This window comes from Paenibacillus rhizoplanae, from assembly GCF_042684125.1.
GTDB classification, from domain to species: domain Bacteria; phylum Bacillota; class Bacilli; order Paenibacillales; family Paenibacillaceae; genus Paenibacillus_AQ; species Paenibacillus_AQ rhizoplanae.
On the sequence record NZ_JBHUKY010000103.1, the window covers coordinates 1 to 23,811 of the forward strand.

Genomic DNA, 23,811 nt, shown 5'->3' on the forward strand with positions numbered 1-23,811 from the left:
CATCAGTTGTTCCGCCAGGAGCATGGCTGAGTAGCTACGTACGGACGGGATAAGCGCTGAAAGCATCTAAGCGTGAAGCCCCCCTCAAGATGAGATTTCCCAACTAGTAAGACCCCTTGAAGACGACGAGGTAGATAGGTTGGAGGTGGAAGTGCAGCAATGCATGGAGCTGACCAATACTAATCGGTCGAGGGCTTATCCAAATTTCTAATACGCAGATTCATTTCGGATTCAGTTTTCAGGAATCAAATTCCTGAAAGATTTTAAGCTGCATGTCCTTTCTGAGGATTGATATTTTGCGGGAGTGATCTCACAGATGTCAACGCAGCGCAAAAATCATGTTTGGTGGCGATAGCGGAGGGGTTCCACACGTACCCATCCCGAACACGACCGTTAAGCCCTCCAGCGCCGATGGTACTTGGACCGAAGGGTCCTGGGAGAGTAGGACGTTGCCAAGCACATGAGCCATTGTCGAGCAATCGACAGTGGTTTTTTTGCGTGCAGACAAGCCTGTGGAAAAGCTGTGGATAGATTTCGGTAAGTGCAGAAAAGTTGCACACATGTGGATACAATTTCAGGAACGAATCTATCCCCGGAAGATGGGGGTATAACGCATAATTCAAGGGATGAGTCAAGAAAAAACATAAGTAATACACCGATTTTGTGGATAAAAAGTGAATAATGTGGATAGATAATTGCTATTCGTGGATAACTCGTTTTTGCCGGAAGAAACTCTTTCCGGTTTTTTATTTTGTTGTACAAAAGCTGTGGATAACTTGTGTGTTAAAGCCGATTCGGGGCGCCTCGTTAGCATCCGGACGATTTGCTTGTTATACTCTCTAATAAGCAATAATTGTCGCGATTTCTATGAAATATTAACGGGGTGAGCAGAATGGAAATTAGGAAATTACGGAACGAAGAATTTGAGGACAGCTTGAGCTTGTCCGAATATGCTTTTCAGTACAAGGTGTCCGGGGAAGACCGGGTACGCGCCAGGGAGAAATTTAAGCCGGACCAGATATGGGGGCTTTTTGAAGGAGATGGAATAGGCGCACAACTGACGCTTCTTCCGCTACAGGCATGTATCCAGGGCAGACCCGTTTCCATGGGGGGAATTGCCGGTGTCGCGACTTGGCCGGAGAACCGCCGGCAGGGGTATGTAGCCCATCTGCTGACCCATGCGCTGAAGACAATGAATGAGAACGGTCAAACGTTGTCCTTTTTGCATCCGTTCCTGATTCCTTTTTACCGTAAATTTGGCTGGGAGATCTACTGTGAATATAAGAAGTATACCATTCCTGTAGGGAAGTTCCCGCAGAAGACGGAGATCCAAGGCACTGTGAAGCGCGGGACACCTGATATTGCAGTATTTCAGCAGTTGTACAATACATTTGCCATGCGGTATAACGGCACGCTCCTGCGCACAGAGCAATGGTGGAAAGAAAGAGTGCTTGATGAGGATACGCACAGAGGTGTGTTTTATTCGGAGCAGGGTGAACCGGAAGGATATGTGCTGTATAAAATAGTGAACCAAGAGCTGATCATTGATGAATTTATCTATGTGAATGAGCTGGCCCGCCAGGGCTTGTGGACCTTTCTTGCCAACCATGACTCCATGCTTACAGCCGCACAGCTGAAGCTGGTGCCTGCTGATGACATACTTCCCTTCCTTCTCCCCGATCCGCGGATTGCGCAGGAGAATTATCCATACTTCATGGCACGTATTGTCAATGCTAAGGCTTTTGTGGAGAATATGACCTTCAATGTGCCGGAGGGTGACCGTGAACGGCTGCTTTATATTGAAGATAAGCATGCTTCCTGGAACAACGGGTTATGGCGGTGGAATGTGTCGGAGCAGGGGGAAGCAACGTTTACCCAGATTCAAGGCGAGCGGTCAGAGGCTGACCTTGAATGCAGTATCGGTACGCTTACTGTGCTGCTGATGGGATATAAACGTCCACATCAGGCAGCCAGGTACGGACAATTATCGGGGACTGCTGAGGCGACAGCTTGGCTTGAAGCGCTGATTCCGCAGGCCGAGACGGCATTATTCGATTTTTTCTGACAGAGAACGGCTCTTCCCCTTCCCTTGGAAGCGGAGGAGCTTTCCTATACATAACGTCTCAATTCAGTGATCTGTAAAGGGAACTGGAATACAATGCCGCCAAAAAGTAAAAAATAAGAGTAACCCCTTGGAATTCAGTGAGAATATGTTATAATATGAAAAAGTCAAAGAAAGTCAAAGTCAACGCGGCCCCGAGCTCATCGTTCTCAGGAATGTAACATTTAGAGAAAAGCGCAGTGCATAGGCGATCACAGCCGATTCTTAATGCATTGCCCGGGTTAAATTCTTAAGAGCATGTCTGGACGGCAGGCGTTGGCGCAGTACAGATTTACCCAATGCTTACACACTGGAGGATGAGTGATGCGTAATATCTCCGATATTATTGAACAATATCTGAAAGGTATTTTGCATGAAAGTCCCGAAGGTACGGTGGAAATTCAGCGCAATGATCTGGCGGACCAGTTCTCCTGTGTCCCGTCTCAGATCAATTACGTCATTAGTACACGGTTCACATTGGAAAAGGGTTATGTCGTGGAGAGCAAACGCGGCGGTGGCGGATATATCCGGATTCAGCGCTATGAGCTGCCTCAGAATGTGGCCTTGTATGCACATCTGAACTCCACAATAGGGAATGATATTGATCAGAATTGTGCCGAAGGGCTGATTTATCAGCTGGAGGAGGCCCGTTTCCTCTCCAAACGTGAAGCGTGTCTGATGCGGTCCGCGGTTTCCCGGGAATGCCTGACGGTTAATCTGCCGTACCGGGATGAGATTCGTGCCAAGCTTATGAAGGCTATGTTAATCTCTTTATTAGGCAAATAATTTGTCAAATGGTAGGAGGGACACCGCTCATGCTATGCCAGGAATGCGGCGTCAAACCGGCTACACTCCACTTCACGAAGATTGTGAACGGAGAGAAGACGGAGTTTCATATCTGCGAAAGCTGTGCGCGGGAGAAGGGTGAACTGATTCCCGGGACTGCGGGAGGCTTCTCTATCCACAGCTTGCTTTCCGGTCTCCTTGATCTGGAAGGCTCGGGCAAGGGCAAAACAGCAGCGCAAAATGTGCAGGGTCTGCAGTGTGAAAACTGCGGCATGACCTATTCACAGTTCAGCAAGCTTGGACGGTTTGGCTGCAGCTCTTGCTATAAGTATTTCGATAGTACGCTCGACCCGCTTTTCAGACGGGTGCATGGCAGTACGGCACATGTCGGCAAGCTTCCCAAGCGTGCAGGTGCACAGATCATGTGCAAACGCCAGATTGATGAGCTGAAGCAGGAATTGCAGCAGAGTATTGTGCAGGAGGAGTTCGAGACCGCAGCTGAGCTGAGGGACAGAATCCGCAAGCTTGAAAAAGAAATGCCACAAGAGTAAAGTCTTTGATATATAGGGGGGATTGGACATGTCAAGTCTCCGGTTTACCGAACAAGCACTTAGTGACTGGATGCGCTGCGGTGGCAGTCATTCTGAGATTGTAATCAGCAGCCGTATGCGAATCGCACGTAATCTGGAGCATCTGCCCTTCCCGCTGCTTGCCTCAAGAGAGCAGTCCGAAGAGGTGCTGGACCTGCTTGCCCCCGTTTTTCAGGGTGAAGCCTCTGCAGATTTCGGCAACTTTGAGCTGCTGAGACTGGATGAGCTGGATGAGCTGGATAAAAAGGTACTGGTCGAGAAGCATCTCATCAGTCCTAATCTGGCGGATGATTCCAAAGGCGGAGCAGTCATTCTTAATGAGGACGAGTCGGTCAGCATTATGATCAATGAGGAGGATCATCTCCGCATTCAGTGTCTGTTCCCCGGATTGCAGGTCAGAGAAGCCTGGGTAAGGGCAACTGCCATCGACGATATTTTTGAGGCTGCTGTGAATTATGCCTTTGATGACCGCAGAGGTTACCTGACCAGTTGTCCCACCAATGTGGGCACAGGGCTGAGAGCTTCGGTTATGGTCCATCTGCCGGCCTTGGTGATGACTCATCAGATTAACCGCATTTTGTCCGCAGTCAATCAGGTGGGGCTTACCGTTAGAGGAATTTATGGTGAAGGCAGCGAAGCAGTAGGGAATATCTTTCAGATCTCGAACCAGATTACGCTGGGACAGACCGAGAATGAGATCATCGAGAATCTTCACAGCGTAGTCACCCAGATTATAGAGCATGAACGGAATGCACGTGAACGCCTGCTGGTCGACTCTGCTCTCCGGATTACGGACCGCATTAAACGTTCCTACGGAATTCTGTCCTATGCGGCAGTGATGGAGCTTAAGGAGTCCGCACAGCGGCTCTCCGATCTGCGGCTTGGTGTGGACCTTGGAATTCTGGAAGGGCCGTCGATTTCAGTGCTCAATGAGTTGAATGTCAAGACCCAGACTGGTTTTCTGCAAAAGCTGTTCGGTGACGAGCTGACTTCCACCGAACGCGATATGTACCGGGCGAAGCTGCTCCGGGAGACATTGGGATCACAACATTAATTATAGATATATATTATCCGTGGAGGTGCAGGAGATATGATGTTTGGAAGATTTACGGAACGCGCACAAAAGGTGCTGGCGCTGGCGCAAGAAGAAGCCGTACGTTTGGGACACAACAACATTGGGACAGAACATATTTTGCTCGGACTGATTCGTGAAGGAGACGGCATTGCCGCTAAGGCACTGATCGGACTGGGTCTAGGTCTGGAGAAGATACAGGATGAAGTGGAAACGCTGATTGGCAGAGGTCAGGAGCAACCGACCAACATCGCTTATACTCCTCGTGCCAAGAAGGTGATTGAGCTGTCCATGGACGAAGCCCGCAAGCTGGGTCATACGTACGTGGGAACAGAGCATATCCTGCTCGGTCTAATCCGTGAAGGAGAGGGTGTAGCAGCTCGTGTGCTGAACAATCTCGGCATTAGCCTGAACAAGGCACGCCAGCAGGTACTGCAGCTTCTGGGCAGCAGTGAAGCCACCTCCAGCCACAGCGGAGCTCCGGCGAACGTTAGCACACCAACACTGGACGGCCTGGCGCGCGATCTGACGGCCTATGCCAAGGATGGTAACCTTGACCCTGTGATCGGCCGCAGCAAGGAAATTGAGCGTGTCATTCAGGTGCTGAGCCGCCGGACCAAGAATAATCCGGTACTGATTGGTGAACCGGGGGTTGGTAAAACAGCGATTGCCGAAGGTCTGGCCCAAAAGATCATCAACAATGAAATTCCGGAGACCCTGCGCGACAAACGCGTAATGACCCTTGATATGGGTTCTGTCGTAGCCGGTACGAAATACCGCGGTGAGTTCGAGGACCGCCTCAAAAAAATCATGGATGAGATTCGCCAAGCGGGCAACATCGTACTGTTCATTGATGAGCTTCATACGTTGATCGGTGCGGGTGGTGCGGAAGGTGCGATTGATGCCTCCAACATCCTGAAGCCTGCTCTAGCCCGTGGTGAGCTGCAATGCATCGGTGCCACTACGCTTGATGAATACCGCAAATATATTGAGAAGGACGCTGCCCTGGAGCGCCGCTTCCAGCCGATCACCGTGGATCAGCCTTCGCCGGAAGAAGCCGTTCAGATCCTGTTCGGTCTCCGCGACCGCTATGAAGCTCATCACCGGGTGAAGATTACGGATGAAGCCATTGTGGAAGCCGTCAAGCTGTCGGACCGCTATATTCCGGACCGGTTCCTGCCGGACAAGGCGATTGACCTGATTGATGAAGCGGGCTCCAAGGTAAGACTGAATTCTTACACCATTCCGCCGAATCTGAAGGAACTCGAAATGCGTCTGGATGATATCCGCAAGGAGAAGGATTCCGCAGTACAAAGCCAGGAATTCGAGAAGGCTGCTGCACTGCGCGATACCGAGCAGAAAATTCGGGAAGAGCTGGATACTACGAAGAACCAGTGGAAAGAAAAGCAGGGCCGCACCGATTCTCAGGTTACGCCTGAGGATATCGCACAGGTTGTTGCCAGCTGGACCGGCATTCCGGTCAGCAAGCTGAAGGAAGAAGAGACGGACCGTCTGCTGAACATGGAGTCCTTGCTTCATGAACGAGTAATTGGACAGGATGAAGCCGTTAAGGCTGTCAGCCGGGCACTCCGCCGGGCACGTGCGGGTCTGAAGGACCCGAAACGTCCGATGGGCTCCTTCATCTTCCTCGGACCCACAGGGGTTGGTAAAACCGAGCTGGCACGGGCACTTGCCGAAGCGATGTTCGGTGACGAGAATGCGGTAATCCGCATCGACATGTCGGAATACATGGAGAAGCACTCCACCTCGCGTCTGGTTGGGGCTCCTCCAGGATATGTAGGATATGAAGAAGGCGGACAGCTTACGGAGAAGGTACGCCGCAAGCCATATTCCGTGGTCCTGCTGGATGAGATTGAGAAGGCTCACCCTGAAGTGTTCAACATTCTGCTGCAGGTGCTGGAAGACGGCCGTCTGACCGATTCCAAAGGCCGCGTGGTCGATTTCCGCAATACACTGATTATCCTGACCTCTAACGTAGGCGCACAAGCGATCCGTAAGAATTCGACTCTAGGCTTCACCGCGGTACAGGATGCCGGTGCCGATTACGGCAATATGAAGGGTAAGGTAATGGAAGAGCTGAAGAAGAGCTTCCGCCCTGAGTTCCTGAACCGGATCGACGAGATCATTGTCTTCCACTCCCTGGATGAGAAGCATATCGCCGAGATCGTTACCCTGATGTCCGAGGAGCTGCGCAAGCGTCTGCGAGAGCACGATGTAGATTTCCTGCTGACGGATGCTGCCAAAGCATTCCTGGCTAAAGAGGGCTACGACCCGGCCTTCGGTGCCCGTCCGCTCCGCCGGGCGATTCAGAAGCATATCGAAGACCGCCTCTCCGAAGAGCTGCTCAAAGGAAACATCAAGAAGGGGGATTCCCTTAACATTGATGAGGTTAACGGCGAACTGGTTGTTACCACCGTTGAAGCACCGGCAGAGGTCTCCCTGGAGAAAACAGTCGAAACTGAATAATTGTTCCGGAAAATGAAACAAAGCTCCCGCTCCTCCGTATAGAGGGGCGGGAGCTTTGTTTGTAACCAGCCCATCAGGCATGACCTAGACATGCCTAAATGAAGACGCAAATGAAAAGTAGATCTTAAGTGTCCTTCCGTTAAGTGTGCAGAAATGGTAAACTTTGAATAAGAGAAAAATATCCGCAATTTTAGCAAGTTCGGACGGTAAGGAGTGCACATGGCTAAACCTAAAACAAAATTTTTCTGTACCGAATGCGGCTACGAATCACCGAAATGGTTCGGTAAGTGCCCGGGCTGCCAGGAATGGAACTCGATGGTAGAGGAAACGGAAAGCGTCGTCAAAACACAAGGCATGAATGCACCTATTTTTCAGAGTAAAGAAAAGGCGCAATCGATCATAAATATAGAAAGTGACAAGGAGCCGCGTATTCTGACGGGCATCGGTGAGCTTAACCGCGTGCTAGGCGGAGGGATCGTACCCGGCTCGCTGGTGCTGGTTGGAGGCGACCCCGGAATCGGGAAATCCACACTGCTGCTTCAGACTTCGCATGCCCTTACCACTCAGGGACTGCGCGTTCTGTACATTTCGGGGGAAGAATCCGTGCGGCAGACTAAGCTGCGGGCCGACCGCCTCGGAGCACTGTCTGCGGAATTGTACGTTCTATGTGAGACGAACATGGAGAGTATCGAGGAAGCGATTGAGCAGATTCAGCCTCAATTTCTGGTTATTGACTCGATCCAGACTGTATTTATGCCGGAGGTAACCAGTGCGCCGGGCAGTGTGGCACAGGTGCGGGAATGTACGACAAGATTCATGCGAATCGCCAAGATCCGGGGAATTGCCACAGTGCTTGTGGGGCATGTAACAAAGGAAGGCGCTATTGCCGGCCCACGTATGCTGGAGCACATGGTGGATTGTGTCCTTTACTTTGAAGGAGAACGCCATCATACGTACCGTCTGCTGCGTGCGGTGAAGAACCGCTTCGGCTCCACCAATGAGATCGGCATTTTTGAAATGGGGGAAATCGGGCTGACCGAGGTGGAGAACCCGTCAGAGCTGTTCTTGTCCGAGCGCCCGCTCGGCGTGGCCGGTTCAGCTGTGGTAGCCAGCATGGAGGGCACAAGACCCGTTCTTGTTGAATTGCAGGCGTTGGTTGCTTCGACACATTTCCCTTCGCCCCGCAGAATGTGCACAGGTATGGATCATCAGAGAATGGCGCTGATCATTGCTGTACTGGAGAAGCGGATGGGCATGTTCCTGCAGAATCAGGACGCTTACCTCAATGTCGCGGGAGGGGTGAAGCTGGATGAGCCGGCGGTGGATTTGGCTGTTGCCGTCAGCATCGCCTCCAGCTTCCGTGATTTTCCGACCAAGCCTTATGATGTGTTTTTCGGGGAGGTAGGGCTTACCGGTGAGGTGAGAGGGGTATCACGCGCTGAGATGCGGGTGAAGGAGGCGGCCAAGCTTGGCTTCCGGCGGGTGATTATGCCCGAGAAGAGTCTGAAGGGCTGGAAGCATCCGCAGGATATCCAGATTATAGGCGTCAGCACAGTAGCACAGGCACTAGCGGTCGCGTTAGATTAGGGGGCACAGGGACATGAAAGAATATAATCCATTAGATAATATGAATGATCTGCTTAGAATGGCCGCACCCGGAACACCCTTCCGGGAGGGGCTGGAGAACGTGCTTCGCGCGAAGACCGGGGCACTGATTGTTGTCGGATATAGTCCGGAAGTCATGGAGGTTGTCGATGGCGGCTTCTCCATTAACTGCGATTTTTCGCCCAATTATTTATACGAGCTGGCCAAAATGGACGGAGCGATTATTCTGAGCGAGGATCTGAAGCGGATTCTGTACGCCAACACACAGCTTATCCCCGATTCTTCCATCTCTTCGATCGAGACAGGAATCCGTCACCGGACGGCTGAACGTGTAGCGAAGCAGACCGGCAAGCTGGTTGTTTCCATTTCCCAGCGCCGTAATATTATTACGCTGTATCAGGGCTCCATCCGTTACGCGCTCAAGGAAATCGGTGCGATTCTGGCCAAAGCCAACCAGGCGATTCAGACCCTGGAGAAGTACAAAGCCGTTCTGACACAAGGGCTGACCAACCTGTCTGCTTCCGAATACGAGGGGATTGTAACGGTGGCGGAGGTCGTCGGTGTGATTCAGCGGGTGGAGATGGTTCTGAGAATCAAAATGGAAATTAAACGTTACATCAACGAGCTTGGCAATGAAGGCCGGCTGATCAGCATGCAGATGGAAGAATTGGTTGGAAATACTGAGGAAGACGCCTGGCTTCTGTACAGAGACTATGCAAGAGTGGAGCAGGAGGACAAGATCCGTGAGATCATTGCCGGGCTGAAGCGCAGCAGTGATGATGAACTGATGGATGACAACCATATTGCCCGCTTGCTGGGCTATTCCTCGACAGCCATTTCCTCCGAAGAAGCTGTGACTCCGCGCGGTTACCGCCTGCTGAACAAGATTCCAAGGCTGCCGAATGTGATCATTCACAATTTGGTGGAACGCTTCGAAATGCTGCCTAACCTGATGAAGGCAAGCATTGCTGAACTTGATGAAGTAGACGGCATCGGTGAGATCCGCGCACGCAATATTCAGGATGGGCTGAAGCGGCTCCAGAAACAAGTTCTTATTGACAGACAAATGTAAATACCATACAATCACGTAATGTCGCAGTCCCATGCAGTACAAGTAGGAAAACTGAGGTGAAGAAATGATACAAAAATCAATTCCAAGTCTTTTTACGATTGGTAATCTGATGCTTGGAATGTTTGGTATCATGATGGCGTTTGACGGTAAGCTGAGCATGGCCGCTATCATGGTGATTATCGCGATGCTGCTCGATGGGCTGGATGGCCGTGTGGCCCGTGCGCTGAAATGTGAGAGTGAATTCGGCAAGGAGCTGGATTCATTATCCGATGTAGTTTCTTTCGGAGTAGCGCCGGCACTGATTATGTATTTGACAAGTCTGCAGGAGTTGAACCCTGCACTGGGGTGGACGATCACAGCGATCTTCCCAGTATTCGGAGCCTTGCGTCTGGCCCGGTTCAATGTCCGCCCGGGGATTCCCGGATATTTCGTAGGATTGCCGATTCCTGCTGCGGGTGGGGTTCTCGCCACGCTTGCACTTTTCCATAAGGATGTATCTGCACCATTCATGATTGTGGCTACATTGCTGCTCTCTTATCTGATGGTCAGCACAGTGAAGTATCCTAACTTCAAGAAGATTGGTTTTCCCAAAAAAGCGGTTGTAGGCGCACCTCTTGTCATAGTGCTAGCTGTAGCCGTTGCTGTTGTCTTCCCCGAGCAGATTGCCAAGCTGATCTTTGGACTGCTTGCGCTGTACGCTTTGTATGGCTTCAGGCAGAGCCTGGGACTGTTTAAGGTCCGCCGGCAACGCCGCCGCAGAAGACGCACGGAGGATAAGGTATATCATTCCAAGAATGGTTAGCCCTTCTTTAGAACTTATCTCATTCATAGACCGTAAGTAAAAAGGCATTGCCTTTCCTGAATATCAGGAGAGTGCAATGCCTTTTTGCTGTCTACAGGAAGGGATGTATAAGTATATGGTTCCCCCCCATACTGGCGGAATGGATGAAGGAGAGCGCGAATGGTCTGCTCAGGACAAGTTGAACAATCCGAGAGTTGCGCATTTCTGCGATTCCTTGGCCACAACCTCGTCCATATTGATTGCAAGCAAATTGCAGAGCGCAGACATGTAGAACAGCTCGCGCCCCAGCTCGGAGCCAATGACCTCGCGGCAGTTCTCGCACAGCTCCCCTGCCAGGTGGGTTCCGGCAAGCTCCTTGGCTTGCTCTAGCCCCAACGTGGGTTCGAAGACCTGCTTGGTGGCATGCAGCTGAATGCAGCCGCATTCGGTAATGGCTTTGACGACGGCTCGATTGACGGAAGCACTGCTCTGTCCGTTCTTGGACATTACATCCAGAAGACTACGGTGACGGAGCAGCAGTTCGGAGACTTGATCCTGGAAGGCCTGTAAACTTGGTGCGCTCATTTTCCATTCACCCCTGGGTTCGTAATTGAGTTCATTATATGTCAGGGCCTCCCTCATTTTCAACCAGAAATAGAGGTTTACGGCAAGAGAGCTGACCGGGAATTTCGGGCTTACAGAAAAAATAACGGCCCTCTGGATTATCGTCCTAAAAATTGGAACATACTGGTGAGGTATAGAGGATTGGTGGATGAATAAAAGGAGGTGCGAGGTTATGTGGAAAAAGATGATTTTGATGCTTGCCGGGTTATGTGGAGCCTGGTCCGGTTATTCGCTATATCACGCGGCAGAAAGAGGCTTCCCGGTTGGGTTTGGGAAACTGGAGGATAGCTTGCCTATGGAAGGAAGCGTTTTGTGTGCGGTGCTGGGTGCCATTATTTTTCTGATTGCGGGGACTTTATGCGCGGAATGGGCAAGTTCAAAACTGCGGGAGGCGGTTGCGTATTGCTCGCGTATCCCGATGAATGAGCTTGCTGCAAGCGCAGCGGGGCTTACGGGAGGTCTGCTGCTGTCTCTGCTGCTGTATCCCGTTATGGCCTGGCTGGGCAAAGCAGGGGAGCTGCTGCAGGTAGCTGCTACGCTTGCCCTGGGTTATATGGGTCTGCGGATCGGACTGGAGAAGAAGGAGGAGCTCGCTTCGCTCTGGAATACCGGACGCTGGGCGCGTTCTGCGGAACCGGAGGAACGCGGAAATCAGGAGCATAAGATCCTCGATACCAGCGTGATTATTGACGGACGGATTGCTGACATCTGCAAAACGGGCTTCATCGAAGGCACCATTGTTATTCCTGAATTCGTACTGGAGGAGCTGCAGCATATTGCGGATTCATCAGATCTGCTGAAGCGTAACCGCGGACGCCGGGGGCTCGATATCCTGAATAAGATTCAGAAAGAGCTGGACGTTAAGGTGCTGATCTATGAAGGGGATTTCGAGGAAATCTCGGAGGTGGACAGCAAGCTGGTTAAGCTGGCGAAAGTGCTGCACGGCAAGGTCGTCACCAACGACTTCAACCTTAACAAGGTGTGTGAGCTGCAGGGAGTGTCAGTACTGAATATTAATGACTTGGCGAATGCAGTGAAGCCGGTGGTTCTGCCAGGCGAAGAGATCATTGTACAGGTGATAAAGGACGGCAAAGAACATGGACAAGGCGTAGCCTATCTGGACGATGGCACGATGATTGTGGTGGAGGGCGGCCGGGATTATATCGGCACTACGATGGAAGTTCTGGTGACGAGCGTACTGCAGACATCGGCAGGACGGATGATTTTTGCCAAACCGAAGCTGCTGGAAAAAGCACAATAAGTTCAGCCAAGGCCTCCGGCAACGCCCTTTCGGGCTTGGAAATGCCAGCCAAACACGTTATGATGGGAGTATACGTGAAAGAAAGACAGGAGCCGAAAGCATGTCAAACAGTGTTGGCGTCGTTATCGTAGCGGCAGGCAGAGGAACCCGGATGGGAACGGCAGAGAGCAAGCAATATTTGCTGCTGCAGGGCAAGCCGATTATCGTGCATACTCTGGAGGTATTCCAGCGGCATAAGCGGATCTCCGAAATTGTGCTTGTCACCGGGGAAGAGGATGTGCATCGCTGTAAGCAATGGGTACAAGCCTACAAGCTGGATAAAGTGGCTGCTGTCATCACCGGGGGAGCGCAGCGCCAGCATTCGGTACGCCGCGGACTGGATGAACTTAATACCCATTGGGTCATGGTTCATGACGGGGTAAGGCCGTTCGTGCAGGACAGCGAGATAGAGGCTTGTTACGAGCGTGCGCAGTCAGCCGGAGCGTCGGTGCTGGCAGTACCGGTTAAGGATACGATCAAGCAGGTCGACAGTGAAGGCAAAGTGCTGTCAACGCCGGATCGGCGAAGTCTGTGGGCGATTCAGACCCCGCAGACTTTTCGTTTGTCCGATCTGCTGTCCGCCTATGAGGAGGCAGAGCGGGACGGTTTTCTTGGTACAGATGATTCCAGTCTGGCGGAACGCAGCGGCATTACCGTGTCAGTTGTAGAAGGCAGCTACAAGAATATTAAGATCACGACGCCGGAGGACCTGGATTTCGCTGAATTCACAGTAAGAAGCAGGGGAGAGGAACACAGATGATTGCTGTAGGACAAGGATTTGACGTACACCAGCTGGTCGAGGGAAGGCCGTGTATTATCGGCGGAGTGACGATTCCTTATGAGAAGGGGCTGCTGGGGCATTCCGATGCGGATGTGCTGCTGCATGCTGTAACCGACGCTATACTGGGAGCACTGGGCCTTGGGGATATCGGCAGACATTTTCCCGATACCGATCCGGCCTTCAAGGATGCAGACAGCCTGAAGCTGCTGGAGCAGGTATGGGCACTTGCGCGTGAGCGCGGATACCGGCTGGGGAATATCGATTCAACTATCATTGCGCAAAAACCGAAGATGGCACCTTATATTCCGCAGATGACGGAGATTATTGCCCGCACGCTGAACGCTGACGTATCGAAGGTGAATGTAAAAGCAACAACGACTGAGCAGCTTGGCTTCGCAGGGCGCGGAGAAGGAATTGCCGCCCAATCTATTGTTTGTCTGCTGCAAGATGTGATATCATCGTGAGATGGCTTTAGCTTAAGGAAATGCCTAATTTTAACCATTATGAAGCGGAGGGAAACCCATGGCGGATCAAGTTCGGGTGCGTTACGCACCGAGCCCTACGGGACATTTACATATCGGAAATGCCAGAACAGCCTTGTTTAACTATCTGTTCGCCCGCAATCTGGGCGGCAAGTTCATTATCCGGATCGAAGATACCGATCTTAAGCGCAACATTGCAGAAGGTGAAGAGAGCCAGCTGAAGTATTTGAAGTGGTTGGGAATCGATTGGGATGAAAGTGTGGATGTAGGCGGGGAATACGGGCCTTACCGCCAGACTGAGCGTTTGGATCTATACCGTGTCTACTGGCAGGATATGCTGGACCGCGGCTTGGCTTACCGCTGCTATTGCACGGCGGAAGAGCTGGAGGCCGAACGTGAAGAGCAGACGGCACGGGGCGAAACCCCGCGTTATTCCGGTAGACACCGTAATTTGACCGAGGAGCAGCGCCTGGCCTTCGAGGCGGAAGGACGCGTGGCCAGCATCCGGTTCCTTGTTCCGGAAGACCGCACTTATACCTTCAATGATATCGTAAAAGGCAGCATTTCGTTCAATACCAAAGAAATGGGCGACTTCGTCATCGTGAAGAAGGACGGTATTCCGACCTATAACTTCGCCGTAGCGGTGGACGACCATCTGATGGCTATCTCCCATGTGCTGCGAGGTGAAGATCATATCTCTAACACCCCGCGTCAGCTCATGATCTATGAGGCACTGGGCTGGGAAGCTCCGCTATTCGGCCATATGACACTGATTGTTGGCGATGACCATAAGAAGCTGAGCAAACGGAATGAATCGATCATTCAGTTTATCGAACAGTACGATCGGCTGGGCTACCTGCCTGAAGCTCTGTTTAACTTTATTACCCTGCTAGGCTGGTCGCCTGAGGGAGAAGAGGAGATCTTCACGAAGGAAGAGCTGGTCTCGATCTTTACGGCGGACCGCCTGTCAAAGAGCCCGGCAGTATTTGATACGAATAAGCTGGCGCATCTGAACAATCACTATATCAAGCATGCCGATCCCAAGCGGATCGCGGCACTTGCCATTCCTCATTTGCAGAAGGCTGGCCGTCTGCCTGAGGTGCTGAGTGAGGAGCAGCAGAGCTGGGCGGAGAGCCTGGTTGCGCTGTACCAGGAGCAAATGACAGCTGCGTCGGATATTATTGGCCTCTCCGAGCTGTTCTTCCGCAGCCATCTGGAGCTGGAGACTGAAGCGGCACAGGTACTTGCCGAAGCCCAGGTTCCTGAAGTGCTGTCCGCATTTCTGGCCAAAGTGGAGGCTGCCGAAGATTTCAGCGCTCCGCATATGGCTGTTCTGATCAAGGAAGTGCAGAAGGAGACCGGACATAAGGGCAAAGCGCTGTTTATGCCGATTCGTGTCGCTCTTACGGGACAGATGCATGGCCGTGATTTGAATGCAACGATTGCATTGCTCGGCCGCAGCCGGGTGATCGAACGCCTGAAATCACAAATCAAAGGCGCTTAGGGCAGGGACATGCAAGGGGAGAAGACCCTTGTCAGTTCTGTGGCTTTTCGCTAAGATAGAAGAATATAAGAATAGCTGGGATCAGGAAAAGTAGGCGTATAAGGGCAATTACCAGAGAGAATAACCGCTTAAGGGCCAATGCCCTAGCAGGCTGGGAGTTATTCATTTGTCTGCCGCTGAAGATGCACCTGTGAGCTGCATGGTTGAACGTCCCTGTGCGGGACTGTAGACTGTGCCGGGCTGTCGCCGTTACAGACGCCAAGAGGAACACCGGATACAGGGGCTGGGAAGTTAGACGGCCCCTAGTGTATACGAATGTTCAAGCAGAGTGGGACCGCGGTTAAACGTCTCTGCAGCTATCATGCTGCAGGGGCGTTTTTTGTTGAAATATAAGAATGTATAGGTTTCACGCTATACATTATCCTTCTATTTCTTGCTGAAACGGTACCGTCCTTTAAAAGGACTGCAAGGCCGTTTCCACTTGAAATATAGCATCTCAAAGAAGAGGGGAACCGCGATGTTTAAGCATATCAAGTCGGACATTCGGGCAGTATTCGACAATGATCCCGCCGCCCGCAGCAGGTTCGAGGTAGTCTTCACCTACGCCGGGCTTCATGCCATCTGGGCACACCGGACGGCCCACTCTTTTTACAAACGCCGCTGGTTTACCTTGGCACGCATCGTCTCTCAGATCAGCAGGTTCATGACCGGAGTGGAGATTCATCCGGGCGCGGTCATCGGCAGCCGGTTGTTTATTGATCACGGAATGGGTATTGTCATTGGTGAAACCTGCGAGATTGGTGATGATGTCATCATTTATCAGGGGGTTACACTTGGGGGAACCGGCAAAGAGAAGGGCAAGCGCCACCCTACCGTCGGCAACAATGTAGTCATCGGCTCTGGTGCCAAAGTACTGGGTTCCTTCAGAATCGGCGATAATTCCAATATCGGCTCCAACGCAGTTGTGCTGCGTGAAGTGCCAAACAACAGTACGGTAGTTGGCAATCCCGGGCGTGTGGTCAAGCGTAACGGAGAACGTGTATCCGACCGGCTGGATCATACCAAGATGCCTGACCCGCTGATCGATTCCCTCAAGTTCCTGCAGAAGGAGATCGAGGAGCTAAGAGAACGGATGGGTACTGAAGATAATCAGAAGCAAGAACAGCGGCGGCTCGAAAGCCAGCAATATATCGGCGATTACGAAATTTAAGGGTACCGGCATTTCAGGAATCCGGGGACAACAGAAAGGGTTGGGACAAGAATGGCTTTGCACATATACAACACAATGACGCGCACGAAGGAAGAATTTGTACCGCAGGAGCCGGATAAGGTGAAAATGTACGTCTGCGGACCCACAGTCTACGGCTATATGCATATCGGGAACGCAAGACCGGTTATTGTTTTTGACATGGTGCGCAACTATCTTGAGACGCTTGGCAATGAGGTCCGCTATCTGACGAACTTCACCGATGTGGATGATAAAATGATCCGCAAGGCGGAAGAACTGAACATCACCGTAGCTGAGGTTGCCGAAATGTTCATTGCCGCCTATCAGGAGGATCTGACCGGACTTGGTGTGAAGCCGGCGACGTTGAATCCGCGTGTTACGGAGAGCATGGACACGATTATCGAGTTCATTAAGGAGCTTGAGGACAAAGGCTACGCATATGAGAACGGTGGAGATGTGTATTACCGTACCGGCAAATTTGCCAATTACGGCAAGCTGTCCCGCCAGAATCTGGAGGAGCTGCGGTTCGGTATCCGTGTCGAGGTGGATTCGCGCAAGGAGAACCAGGAGGATTTCGTACTCTGGAAGGCAGCCAAGCCGGGTGAGGTGCACTGGTCCAGTCCATGGGGAGAGGGCCGTCCCGGCTGGCATATTGAATGCTCGGCGATGGTGCGTGAATATTTGGGTACGACGATCGACATTCACGGCGGCGGAGAGGATTTGAAATTTCCGCATCATGAATGCGAATGTGCCCAGACCGAAGCGCTGACGGGTGAACCGTTGTCGAATTACTGGATGCATAATGCTTTTCTGAATATCGGCGATGAGAAAATGTCGAAATCGCTGGGGAACGGTCTCCTGGTGAAGGATATCCGTGCGCGCTTCAAGCAGGGGGCTATCCGTTACTTCATGCTATCCAGCCATTACCGCAATCCGCTGAACTTCACTGAGGAAGCACTGCTGTCTGCTGAGAAAAGCGTAGAGCGGATCGCTCTGGCCGAAGGTAATGTGAAGCATCGCCTTGAGCTGGCGGCGGAAGGGGCAGAGGGTGAAGCAAGTCCGCAGATTACGGACCGGCTGGCCGCTATTGTGAGCAATTTCCATGTCCGGATGCAGGATGATTTCAATACACCAGACGCCATTACGGCGGTATTTGACTGGGTGAGCCTGGCGAACCTTACGCTTGCTGACCATGAAGCGAATTCGGCTGACTTCGCAGCACTGCTGAAGGCTTTTGCCGAGATGAATGCTGTGCTTCGTCTTACTGTTGAGGCTGAAGAGGAAGTGGCAAGCGAAGAGATTGAACGCCTGATTGCAGAACGTGCAGAAGCGCGCAAGAATAAGAACTGGAGCCGGTCGGATGAAATCCGTGATGAGCTGAATGCACTGGGGATTCTGCTGGAAGACACTCCACAGGGAATGCGGTGGCGGCGCAAATGAACGGGCTGTTTGATCTGAACCGCGCCTGGTTCCCGTATGAACCCTCCAAGCCGGCCCATTTGCTGCCGCCTATTGTTCTTGCGTATGCAGGAGATGCTATCTACGAAGTTGCGGTCCGGCAGTATCTGATCTCGCTGCCTAATCTACGCCCTCAGCATCTGCACCGCTCGGCCACCGGGCTGGTCTCCGCCAGAGCGCAGAGCACCATTCTTGCTTATCTGGACCCGGTGCTCACCGAGGAGGAGAAGGATGTGGTCAGACGGGGGCGCAACGCCAAATCCGGTAGCATTCCCAAAAATGCGGATGTTCTGGAATACCGCCACGCGACCGCTTTTGAATGCATGATCGGCTATTTATATTACACAGGACAGCAGGCGAGAATCCAGGAGCTTGTTCACAGCAGTATCGAATATATGATGCACCGGCCCAAGTGAGTATACAGAACAGGAGATAAAACAATGGAAGAATTGAGAACAGAAGAGGAAATATTGGCAGGCAAGCATTCAGTGCTTGAAGCCCTTAGAGCGGGACGGACACTCAACAAAATATGGATCGCCGAGACCGCGCAAAAACACCTGACCGCACCTATCGTTGCGGAAGCGCGAAAGGCGGGCATTGTCATTCAGCATGTGGACAAGCGCAAGCTGGATCAGCTCGCACCAGGAGTCCAGCATCAGGGAGTGGTTGCGCAAGCAGCGCCTTTTGCCTATACAGAGGTTGCTGATATTCTGGCGATAGCTGAAGCGAAGGGAGAACCGCCGTTCCTGCTCCTGCTGGATGAAATCGAAGATCCGCATAACCTCGGGTCGATCCTACGTACGGCTGACTGCACAGGAGTGCACGGAGTCATTGTGCCGAAGCGCCGCTCCGCGCAGATTACAGCCACAGTATCCAAGACCTCGGCCGGTGCAGTCGAATATGTGCCCGTCGCCCGCGTAACGAATCTTGGACAGACCATTGACCGGCTGAAGGAGCAGGGAGTCTGGGTAGTCGGCACGGATGTGGATACCGATCAGAATCTGTTCGGATCTGATATTTTTACCGGACCGGTGGCGGTGGTGATCGGCAATGAGAATAAAGGGATGGGCCGCCTGATCCGTGAGAAATGCGATGTGTTGCTTAAGCTGCCGATGGCCGGGAAAATCAACTCTCTGAATGCTTCGGTGGCAGCGGGCGTAATCATGTACGAGGTACTCCGCCGCCGCCAAGAACAGGGATAACTATGGCAGACTGGCGCGATATCCTGCTCGTGGACGGATACAACATGATCGGCGGCTGGCCGGAACTTGCGGCATTGTCGCAGACCGGCATGCAGGGGGCACGCGACCGTTTGCTCGATATGCTGGCCGATTATCAGGCGTTCTCCGGGCTGCGCGTCATTGCCGTATTCGATGCCTATCGTGTGCCGGGACTGGGGCGGTCGTTTGAACAAGGGAAGATCCAGGTCTTCTTCACCAAGGAGAAGGAAACGGCGGATGAATGCATCGAACGGCTGGTTGGGGAATTCACGCACCGCCGCAGACAGATTTCGGTAGCCACCAGTGATTTTGTGGAGCAGCATGTCGTTTTTGCCCAGGGCGCACTCCGGATTTCGGCCAGGGAACTGAGGCTTGAGATTGAGGAGAACCAGAAGCAGGTGAAGAAGGTTATCGAACCGGGAGGCGTGAACGGAACGCGTCACTCACTGGAGGACAAGCTGCCTCCGGAGACACGCAAACGGCTGGAGGACTGGCGGAGACAGTAGGGCCGGATCAGCAGTAAGTCCTTACAGGGAAATGACATAATATGTTATTGAAGATTGTTTTTGGACAAATCCGGTTGACGGTGTAAGGTAACATAATATATACTGATCCTATATTTCGAGAAGTAACGATGTGTCTTGCGTTGCAGCCGGGGGGATTCTTGGTGAGTGTCGACCTCAAGGAAATAATGCTGTCCGAGTATGATTTCATAAGTGATGAAGAAATTGTCGAGATCTTCCGTGGTGGCGACAGTGGCGCATTGGAGCATTTAATTAACAAGTACCGTAATTTCGTGCGTGCCAAGGCTCGTTCCTATTTTTTGATCGGGGCAGATCGTGAAGATATTGTGCAGGAAGGCATGATTGGCTTATACAAGGCCATCCGTGACTTCAAGGGTGACAAGCTGTCATCATTCAAGGCGTTTGCCGAGCTGTGCATCACCCGTCAGATTATAACCGCCATTAAGACGGCTACCCGTCAGAAGCATATTCCGCTTAACTCTTATGTCTCGTTAGACAAGCCCATCTATGATGAGGACTCCGACCGGACACTGATGGATGTAATATGCGGAACGCAGGTGCTTGATCCGGAAGAGCTGATTATTAACCAGGAGGAGTTCATCGGACTGGAAGATAAGATGGCCGAGATTCTAAGTGATCTGGAACGCAAGGTTCTGATGCTCTATCTGGACGGACGGTCCTATCAGGAGATTGCCGAAGATTTGAAGCGGCATGTGAAGTCCATTGACAATGCTTTGCAGCGAGTGAAACGTAAATTGGAAAGATATCTGGAAGTGCGTGACAATTAATGATATAATGACTAGGAAGGCTCGGGACTCGAGTCTTTTTTTAGTGTCGCTAGATTTGGGTACGATGAATTTACGATAGGTGAAGCGTTGGATGATGGCAGGTTTATACACAAGCGGATTGCAGCATAATGATATGGAAGACAGCTAGTGGCGAAGGAAGAAGCAAGATCAAAGATGACATTTGGCAGAAGGCTACAGCACCCGGAATTACCCAGTGCGATGGGGGAAACTTTCGTTGACACAGACATTGATATTATGCTAAAGTGTTTTAGGTAGGCCTAAATTCGCGGCTTTTTTTTGAATCAATATCTACGTCTTCTAATTTGATGATTAGAAGTACGTCTTCGGGAGGTGCACATCATGCGGGTAATTATCACTTTGGCTTGTACAAGTTGCAAACAAAGAAACTATGCAACAACCAAAAACAAGCGAAATCACCCCGACCGCTTGGAGATGAAGAAATTTTGCAAGTTCTGTAACGAGCAAACTCCTCATCGCGAAACCAGATAGTCTTTTGGAGGTGTAGTCGGCGTGAAACGTAGTTTCAAGTCTTTGTTTTCCTTTTTCACTGAGAGCTGGAGTGAACTCAAAAAGGTTCGCTGGCCTAGCCGTAAAGAACTGAAAAACTATACATTGATCGTTCTCGGTACAATTGTAGTTATTTCTCTTTACTTCTGGGTTCTGGACATCGGTATTTCCGCTGTGATTGAAGCGATTATTTAGAGAGGTCCCAGGTGGCTTGATATGGAAAAAAGATGGTACGTTGTTCATACCTATTCCGGGTATGAGAATAAGGTCAAGGCCAATTTGGAAAAACGCGTTGAGTCCATGGGCATGGAAGACAAAATATTCCGCGTTCTTGTTCCTATGGAAGAAGAGCTGGTAAACAAGGATGGCAAGAAAAAAACTGTCATGCGCAAAGTTTACCCTGGTTACGTTTTGGTTGAAATGGTTCAGACTGATGATTCATGGTATGTTGTCCGCAATACGCCGGGCGTTACCGGATTTGTCGGTTCAACTGGTTCGGGCTCTAAGCCTACCGCTCTGCTACCCGAAGAGGTTGAACAGATTCTGAAGCATATGGGCATGGTTGAACCTAAAGCGAAGATTGATTTCGAAATTAAGGAATCCGTACGTATTATGGTCGGTCCATTTGCGAATTTTGTGGGCTCTGTGGAAGAAATTTTGGCAGAGAAAAGCAAGATCAAGGTACATGTCAACATGTTTGGACGGGAAACCCCAGTCGAGTTGGATTTCACTCAAGTGGAGAAGATATAACAAGCACAAGGGTTTCTTGTGGGAGAATGCTGCTTAGCATTCGAATACCACTATTTACGCAAGGAGGTGTCACTCATGGCTAAAAAAGTTATTAAAATGGTGAAACTGCAGATTCCTGCAGGGAAAGCGAATCCAGCGCCTCCAGTAGGTCCGGCGTTAGGTCAAGCGGGTGTCAACATCATGGCATTCTGTAAGGAATTCAACGCTCGTACTGCCGACCAGGCTGGCCTGATCATCCCGGTTGAAATTACAGTATTTGAAGACCGTTCGTTTACCTTCATCACCAAAACTCCTCCGGCTGCTGTTCTGCTTCGCATCGCTGCAAAAGTAGAAAAAGGCTCCGGTGAACCAAACAAGAAAAAAGTAGCGAAGCTGGGCCGCGCAGCGGTTCGTGAAATCGCTGAAACAAAAATGCCCGATCTGAACGCTGCATCTATCGAAGCTGCAATGCGTATGGTTGAAGGTACTGCCCGCTCTATGGGAATCACAATCGAAGACTAATATGTATTCGATGAACCGGTCATTCATGACCGTAATATGTGGGAGGAATTTCCGCTAATACCACAAAGGAGGAACATTTCATGGCTAAACATGGTAAGAAGTACCAAGAATCCGCTAAGCTGATCAATAGCGAAGCGACTTACGAGCCTTCAGAAGCTGTAGAGCTTGTGAAAAAGGCGGCAACTGCCAAATTCGACGAAACCGTTGAAGCAGCAGTTCGTCTGGGTGTAGACCCGCGTAAACAAGACCAGGCAGTTCGTGGTGTTGTTGTCCTGCCTCACGGCACAGGCAAAACGCAACGTGTGCTTGTATTTGCAAAAGGTGAAAAAGCGAAGGAAGCGGAAGCTGCTGGCGCTGATTTTGTTGGTGATGCTGATATGATCAACAAGATTCAACAGGGCTGGTTCGAATTCGACGTCTGCGTAGCTACACCTGACATGATGAGTGAAGTCGGTAAACTGGGTCGTCTGCTCGGTGGTAAAGGCCTCATGCCTAACCCTAAAGCAGGTACAGTTACTTTCGACGTTACCAAGGCTGTTCAAGAAATCAAAGCTGGTAAAATCGAATACCGTCTTGACAAAGCGGGCCAAATTCACGCGCCAATCGGCAAAGTGTCTTTCAACGCTGAACAATTGAACGAGAACCTTAAAGCTCTTATGGACGCTCTGAATCGTGCGAAACCGGCTGCTGCCAAAGGTGTATACCTTAAAAACATCGCTATTTCGTCGACAATGGGACCAAGCGCTCGTGTGAACGCGGCTGCTTTCAGATAATTAAAGGTTGACTCTTCGAGTTATCTTTGATAATCTATAACAGTTGTGAACATTAAGGTGATCAATCTTAAATGTGAATATGCTTACCGTAGACAGTAGGTGCCGTAGGGCTTAATTTCCTACCGAGGTGTTGTGATAGAAACAAAAAGTGCCAGGCTCGCCTGATTAACTTTCCGTTTTATCAAGCCTTCGTGAATCTGCGGAGGCTTTTCTAATGCCTGCGTAGGAACGGCGCAGATTCCCCGGAAGAATCGCCGTGACATAAATTTTCAGGAGGTGTATACAATTGGCAAATGCAAAAGTAATCCAAGCTAAACAGGATGCGGTTGATGTTGTTACCGGTAAACTGCAGAACAGTGTCTCCACTGTAGTTGCGGACTACCGCGGATTGAACGTATCGCAAGTAACCGAACTGCGTAAGCAGCTTCGTGAAGCTGGCGTTGAATTTCAAGTCCTGAAGAACACATTGCTTCGCCGTGCAACTGCGGCGGCTGAACTGACTGATCTGGACGCTGTCCTGACTGGTCCTACAGCAATCGCATTCAGCGAGACTGATGCGGTAATAGCAGCCAAGATTCTAAATGACTTCGCTAAGAAGAACGACGCTTTGAAACTGAAAGGCGGCGTTGTAGAAGGTAAAGTTATCGACGCTGACCAACTCAAAGCACTGGCTGAACTTCCATCCCGTGATGGTTTGCTCTCCATGCTGCTTAGCGTGCTTCAAGCTCCAATGCGCAACTTCGCGCTTGCAGTTAAAGCTGTTGCTGAGAAAGAAGAACAAAGCGCGTAAGCCTTTGCTTCTAGCTTCATAATCAATCAATACCACAAACCAATTCAAATATAATGGAGGTTCAAT

25 protein-coding genes, 2 rRNA genes and 1 other annotated feature are annotated in these 23,811 nt (G+C 51.1%); of the genes, 26 read left to right on the top strand and 1 reads right to left on the bottom strand.

Features of this window, described 5'->3' with window-relative positions; translation table 11 throughout:
• From ACFSX3_RS31535 to pssA, 10 genes are all read left to right on the top strand, one after another.
• Positions 1–203: ribosomal RNA gene (locus ACFSX3_RS31535) — 23S ribosomal RNA — on the top strand; the annotation flags it as partial.
• A gap of 138 nt (positions 204–341) precedes the next feature.
• A 5S ribosomal RNA gene (gene rrf / locus ACFSX3_RS31540) occupies positions 342–458 on the top strand.
• Between the two features lie 434 nt (positions 459–892).
• Entirely contained in the window at positions 893–2,065 is a 1,173-nt protein-coding gene (locus tag ACFSX3_RS31545) for a GNAT family N-acetyltransferase (RefSeq protein WP_209994298.1), read from the top strand.
• Between the two features lie 360 nt (positions 2,066–2,425).
• Positions 2,426–2,887: a CtsR family transcriptional regulator gene (locus tag ACFSX3_RS31550; RefSeq protein ID WP_209994299.1), complete on the top strand. Its 462-nt coding sequence runs from the start codon at positions 2,426–2,428 to the stop codon at positions 2,885–2,887.
• 29 nt (positions 2,888–2,916) lie between these two features.
• The gene (locus ACFSX3_RS31555; protein ID WP_209994300.1) at positions 2,917–3,438 is read left to right on the top strand and encodes a UvrB/UvrC motif-containing protein; all 522 of its coding nucleotides are present in this window, start codon (positions 2,917–2,919) and stop codon (positions 3,436–3,438) included.
• Between the two features lie 28 nt (positions 3,439–3,466).
• Positions 3,467–4,531 carry a protein arginine kinase gene (locus ACFSX3_RS31560; RefSeq protein ID WP_209994301.1) on the top strand — a complete coding sequence of 355 codons (1,065 nt, stop codon included), beginning with the start codon at positions 3,467–3,469 and terminating at the stop codon, positions 4,529–4,531.
• A 36-nt stretch (positions 4,532–4,567) separates the two neighbouring features.
• Entirely contained in the window at positions 4,568–7,036 is a 2,469-nt protein-coding gene (gene clpC, locus ACFSX3_RS31565; protein WP_209994302.1) for an ATP-dependent protease ATP-binding subunit ClpC, read from the top strand.
• Between the two features lie 219 nt (positions 7,037–7,255).
• Entirely contained in the window at positions 7,256–8,623 is a 1,368-nt protein-coding gene (gene radA, locus ACFSX3_RS31570; RefSeq protein ID WP_209994303.1) for a DNA repair protein RadA, read from the top strand.
• A 13-nt stretch (positions 8,624–8,636) separates the two neighbouring features.
• Positions 8,637–9,713: a DNA integrity scanning diadenylate cyclase DisA gene (disA, locus tag ACFSX3_RS31575; protein WP_209994304.1), complete on the top strand. Its 1,077-nt coding sequence runs from the start codon at positions 8,637–8,639 to the stop codon at positions 9,711–9,713.
• A 64-nt stretch (positions 9,714–9,777) separates the two neighbouring features.
• Positions 9,778–10,515 (top strand): CDP-diacylglycerol--serine O-phosphatidyltransferase, encoded by a 738-nt coding sequence (gene pssA, locus ACFSX3_RS31580; RefSeq protein WP_209994305.1) that lies wholly within the window; start codon positions 9,778–9,780, stop codon positions 10,513–10,515.
• 168 nt (positions 10,516–10,683) lie between these two features.
• On the opposite strand, the gene ACFSX3_RS31585 is transcribed toward pssA, so the two are convergent.
• Positions 10,684–11,079, bottom strand: coding sequence for a nucleoside triphosphate pyrophosphohydrolase family protein (locus ACFSX3_RS31585; RefSeq protein WP_036692322.1), 396 nt, complete (start codon positions 11,077–11,079; stop codon positions 10,684–10,686).
• Between the two features lie 211 nt (positions 11,080–11,290).
• Between ACFSX3_RS31585 and ACFSX3_RS31590 the strand changes: the two genes are divergently transcribed.
• From ACFSX3_RS31590 to rplJ, 16 genes are all read left to right on the top strand, one after another.
• Positions 11,291–12,379, top strand: coding sequence for a PIN/TRAM domain-containing protein (locus ACFSX3_RS31590; protein ID WP_209994306.1), 1,089 nt, complete (start codon positions 11,291–11,293; stop codon positions 12,377–12,379).
• Between the two features lie 100 nt (positions 12,380–12,479).
• Positions 12,480–13,178: a 2-C-methyl-D-erythritol 4-phosphate cytidylyltransferase gene (ispD, locus tag ACFSX3_RS31595; protein ID WP_209994307.1), complete on the top strand. Its 699-nt coding sequence runs from the start codon at positions 12,480–12,482 to the stop codon at positions 13,176–13,178.
• A complete protein-coding gene (ispF, locus tag ACFSX3_RS31600; protein WP_209994308.1) occupies positions 13,175–13,663 on the top strand; it encodes a 2-C-methyl-D-erythritol 2,4-cyclodiphosphate synthase in 489 nt (162 codons plus the stop codon). The genes ispD and ispF overlap by 4 nt, the downstream gene beginning before the upstream one ends.
• Before the next feature lie 58 nt (positions 13,664–13,721).
• Positions 13,722–15,185, top strand: a complete 1,464-nt coding sequence (gene gltX / locus ACFSX3_RS31605) for a glutamate--tRNA ligase (RefSeq protein WP_209994309.1) — start codon at positions 13,722–13,724, stop codon at positions 15,183–15,185.
• A gap of 517 nt (positions 15,186–15,702) precedes the next feature.
• On the top strand, positions 15,703–16,395 hold the full coding sequence (gene cysE, locus ACFSX3_RS31610) for a serine O-acetyltransferase (RefSeq protein ID WP_209994310.1): 693 nt from the start codon (positions 15,703–15,705) through the stop codon (positions 16,393–16,395).
• Positions 16,396–16,446: 51 nt separating this feature from the next.
• Positions 16,447–17,853 carry a cysteine--tRNA ligase gene (cysS, locus tag ACFSX3_RS31615; protein WP_209994311.1) on the top strand — a complete coding sequence of 469 codons (1,407 nt, stop codon included), beginning with the start codon at positions 16,447–16,449 and terminating at the stop codon, positions 17,851–17,853.
• Entirely contained in the window at positions 17,850–18,287 is a 438-nt protein-coding gene (locus ACFSX3_RS31620) for a Mini-ribonuclease 3 (RefSeq protein WP_036692340.1), read from the top strand. Before cysS ends, ACFSX3_RS31620 begins: the two co-directional genes overlap by 4 nt.
• A 24-nt stretch (positions 18,288–18,311) precedes the next feature.
• Positions 18,312–19,073 (top strand): 23S rRNA (guanosine(2251)-2'-O)-methyltransferase RlmB, encoded by a 762-nt coding sequence (gene rlmB / locus ACFSX3_RS31625; RefSeq protein WP_209994312.1) that lies wholly within the window; start codon positions 18,312–18,314, stop codon positions 19,071–19,073.
• A 2-nt stretch (positions 19,074–19,075) separates the two neighbouring features.
• Positions 19,076–19,597 carry an NYN domain-containing protein gene (locus ACFSX3_RS31630; protein ID WP_209994313.1) on the top strand — a complete coding sequence of 174 codons (522 nt, stop codon included), beginning with the start codon at positions 19,076–19,078 and terminating at the stop codon, positions 19,595–19,597.
• Between the two features lie 161 nt (positions 19,598–19,758).
• Positions 19,759–20,403 (top strand): RNA polymerase sporulation sigma factor SigH, encoded by a 645-nt coding sequence (gene sigH, locus ACFSX3_RS31635; protein ID WP_019908203.1) that lies wholly within the window; start codon positions 19,759–19,761, stop codon positions 20,401–20,403.
• A 360-nt stretch (positions 20,404–20,763) separates the two neighbouring features.
• Positions 20,764–20,913 (top strand): 50S ribosomal protein L33, encoded by a 150-nt coding sequence (gene rpmG / locus ACFSX3_RS31640; protein WP_074086515.1) that lies wholly within the window; start codon positions 20,764–20,766, stop codon positions 20,911–20,913.
• Between the two features lie 21 nt (positions 20,914–20,934).
• Complete coding sequence (gene secE / locus ACFSX3_RS31645) at positions 20,935–21,126, top strand: preprotein translocase subunit SecE (RefSeq protein ID WP_036692354.1); 192 nt, start codon at positions 20,935–20,937, stop codon at positions 21,124–21,126.
• A 21-nt stretch (positions 21,127–21,147) separates the two neighbouring features.
• A complete protein-coding gene (gene nusG, locus ACFSX3_RS31650; protein ID WP_209994314.1) occupies positions 21,148–21,681 on the top strand; it encodes a transcription termination/antitermination protein NusG in 534 nt (177 codons plus the stop codon).
• Positions 21,682–21,756: 75 nt separating this feature from the next.
• Positions 21,757–22,182, top strand: coding sequence for a 50S ribosomal protein L11 (rplK, locus tag ACFSX3_RS31655; RefSeq protein WP_020427083.1), 426 nt, complete (start codon positions 21,757–21,759; stop codon positions 22,180–22,182).
• Between the two features lie 80 nt (positions 22,183–22,262).
• Positions 22,263–22,955, top strand: coding sequence for a 50S ribosomal protein L1 (gene rplA, locus ACFSX3_RS31660; RefSeq protein WP_209994315.1), 693 nt, complete (start codon positions 22,263–22,265; stop codon positions 22,953–22,955).
• A gap of 68 nt (positions 22,956–23,023) precedes the next feature.
• Positions 23,024–23,177: a sequence feature (ribosomal protein L10 leader region), on the top strand.
• Between the two features lie 64 nt (positions 23,178–23,241).
• Positions 23,242–23,745, top strand: a complete 504-nt coding sequence (rplJ, locus tag ACFSX3_RS31665; RefSeq protein ID WP_209994316.1) for a 50S ribosomal protein L10 — start codon at positions 23,242–23,244, stop codon at positions 23,743–23,745.
• Positions 23,746–23,811: the final 66 nt, after the last annotated feature.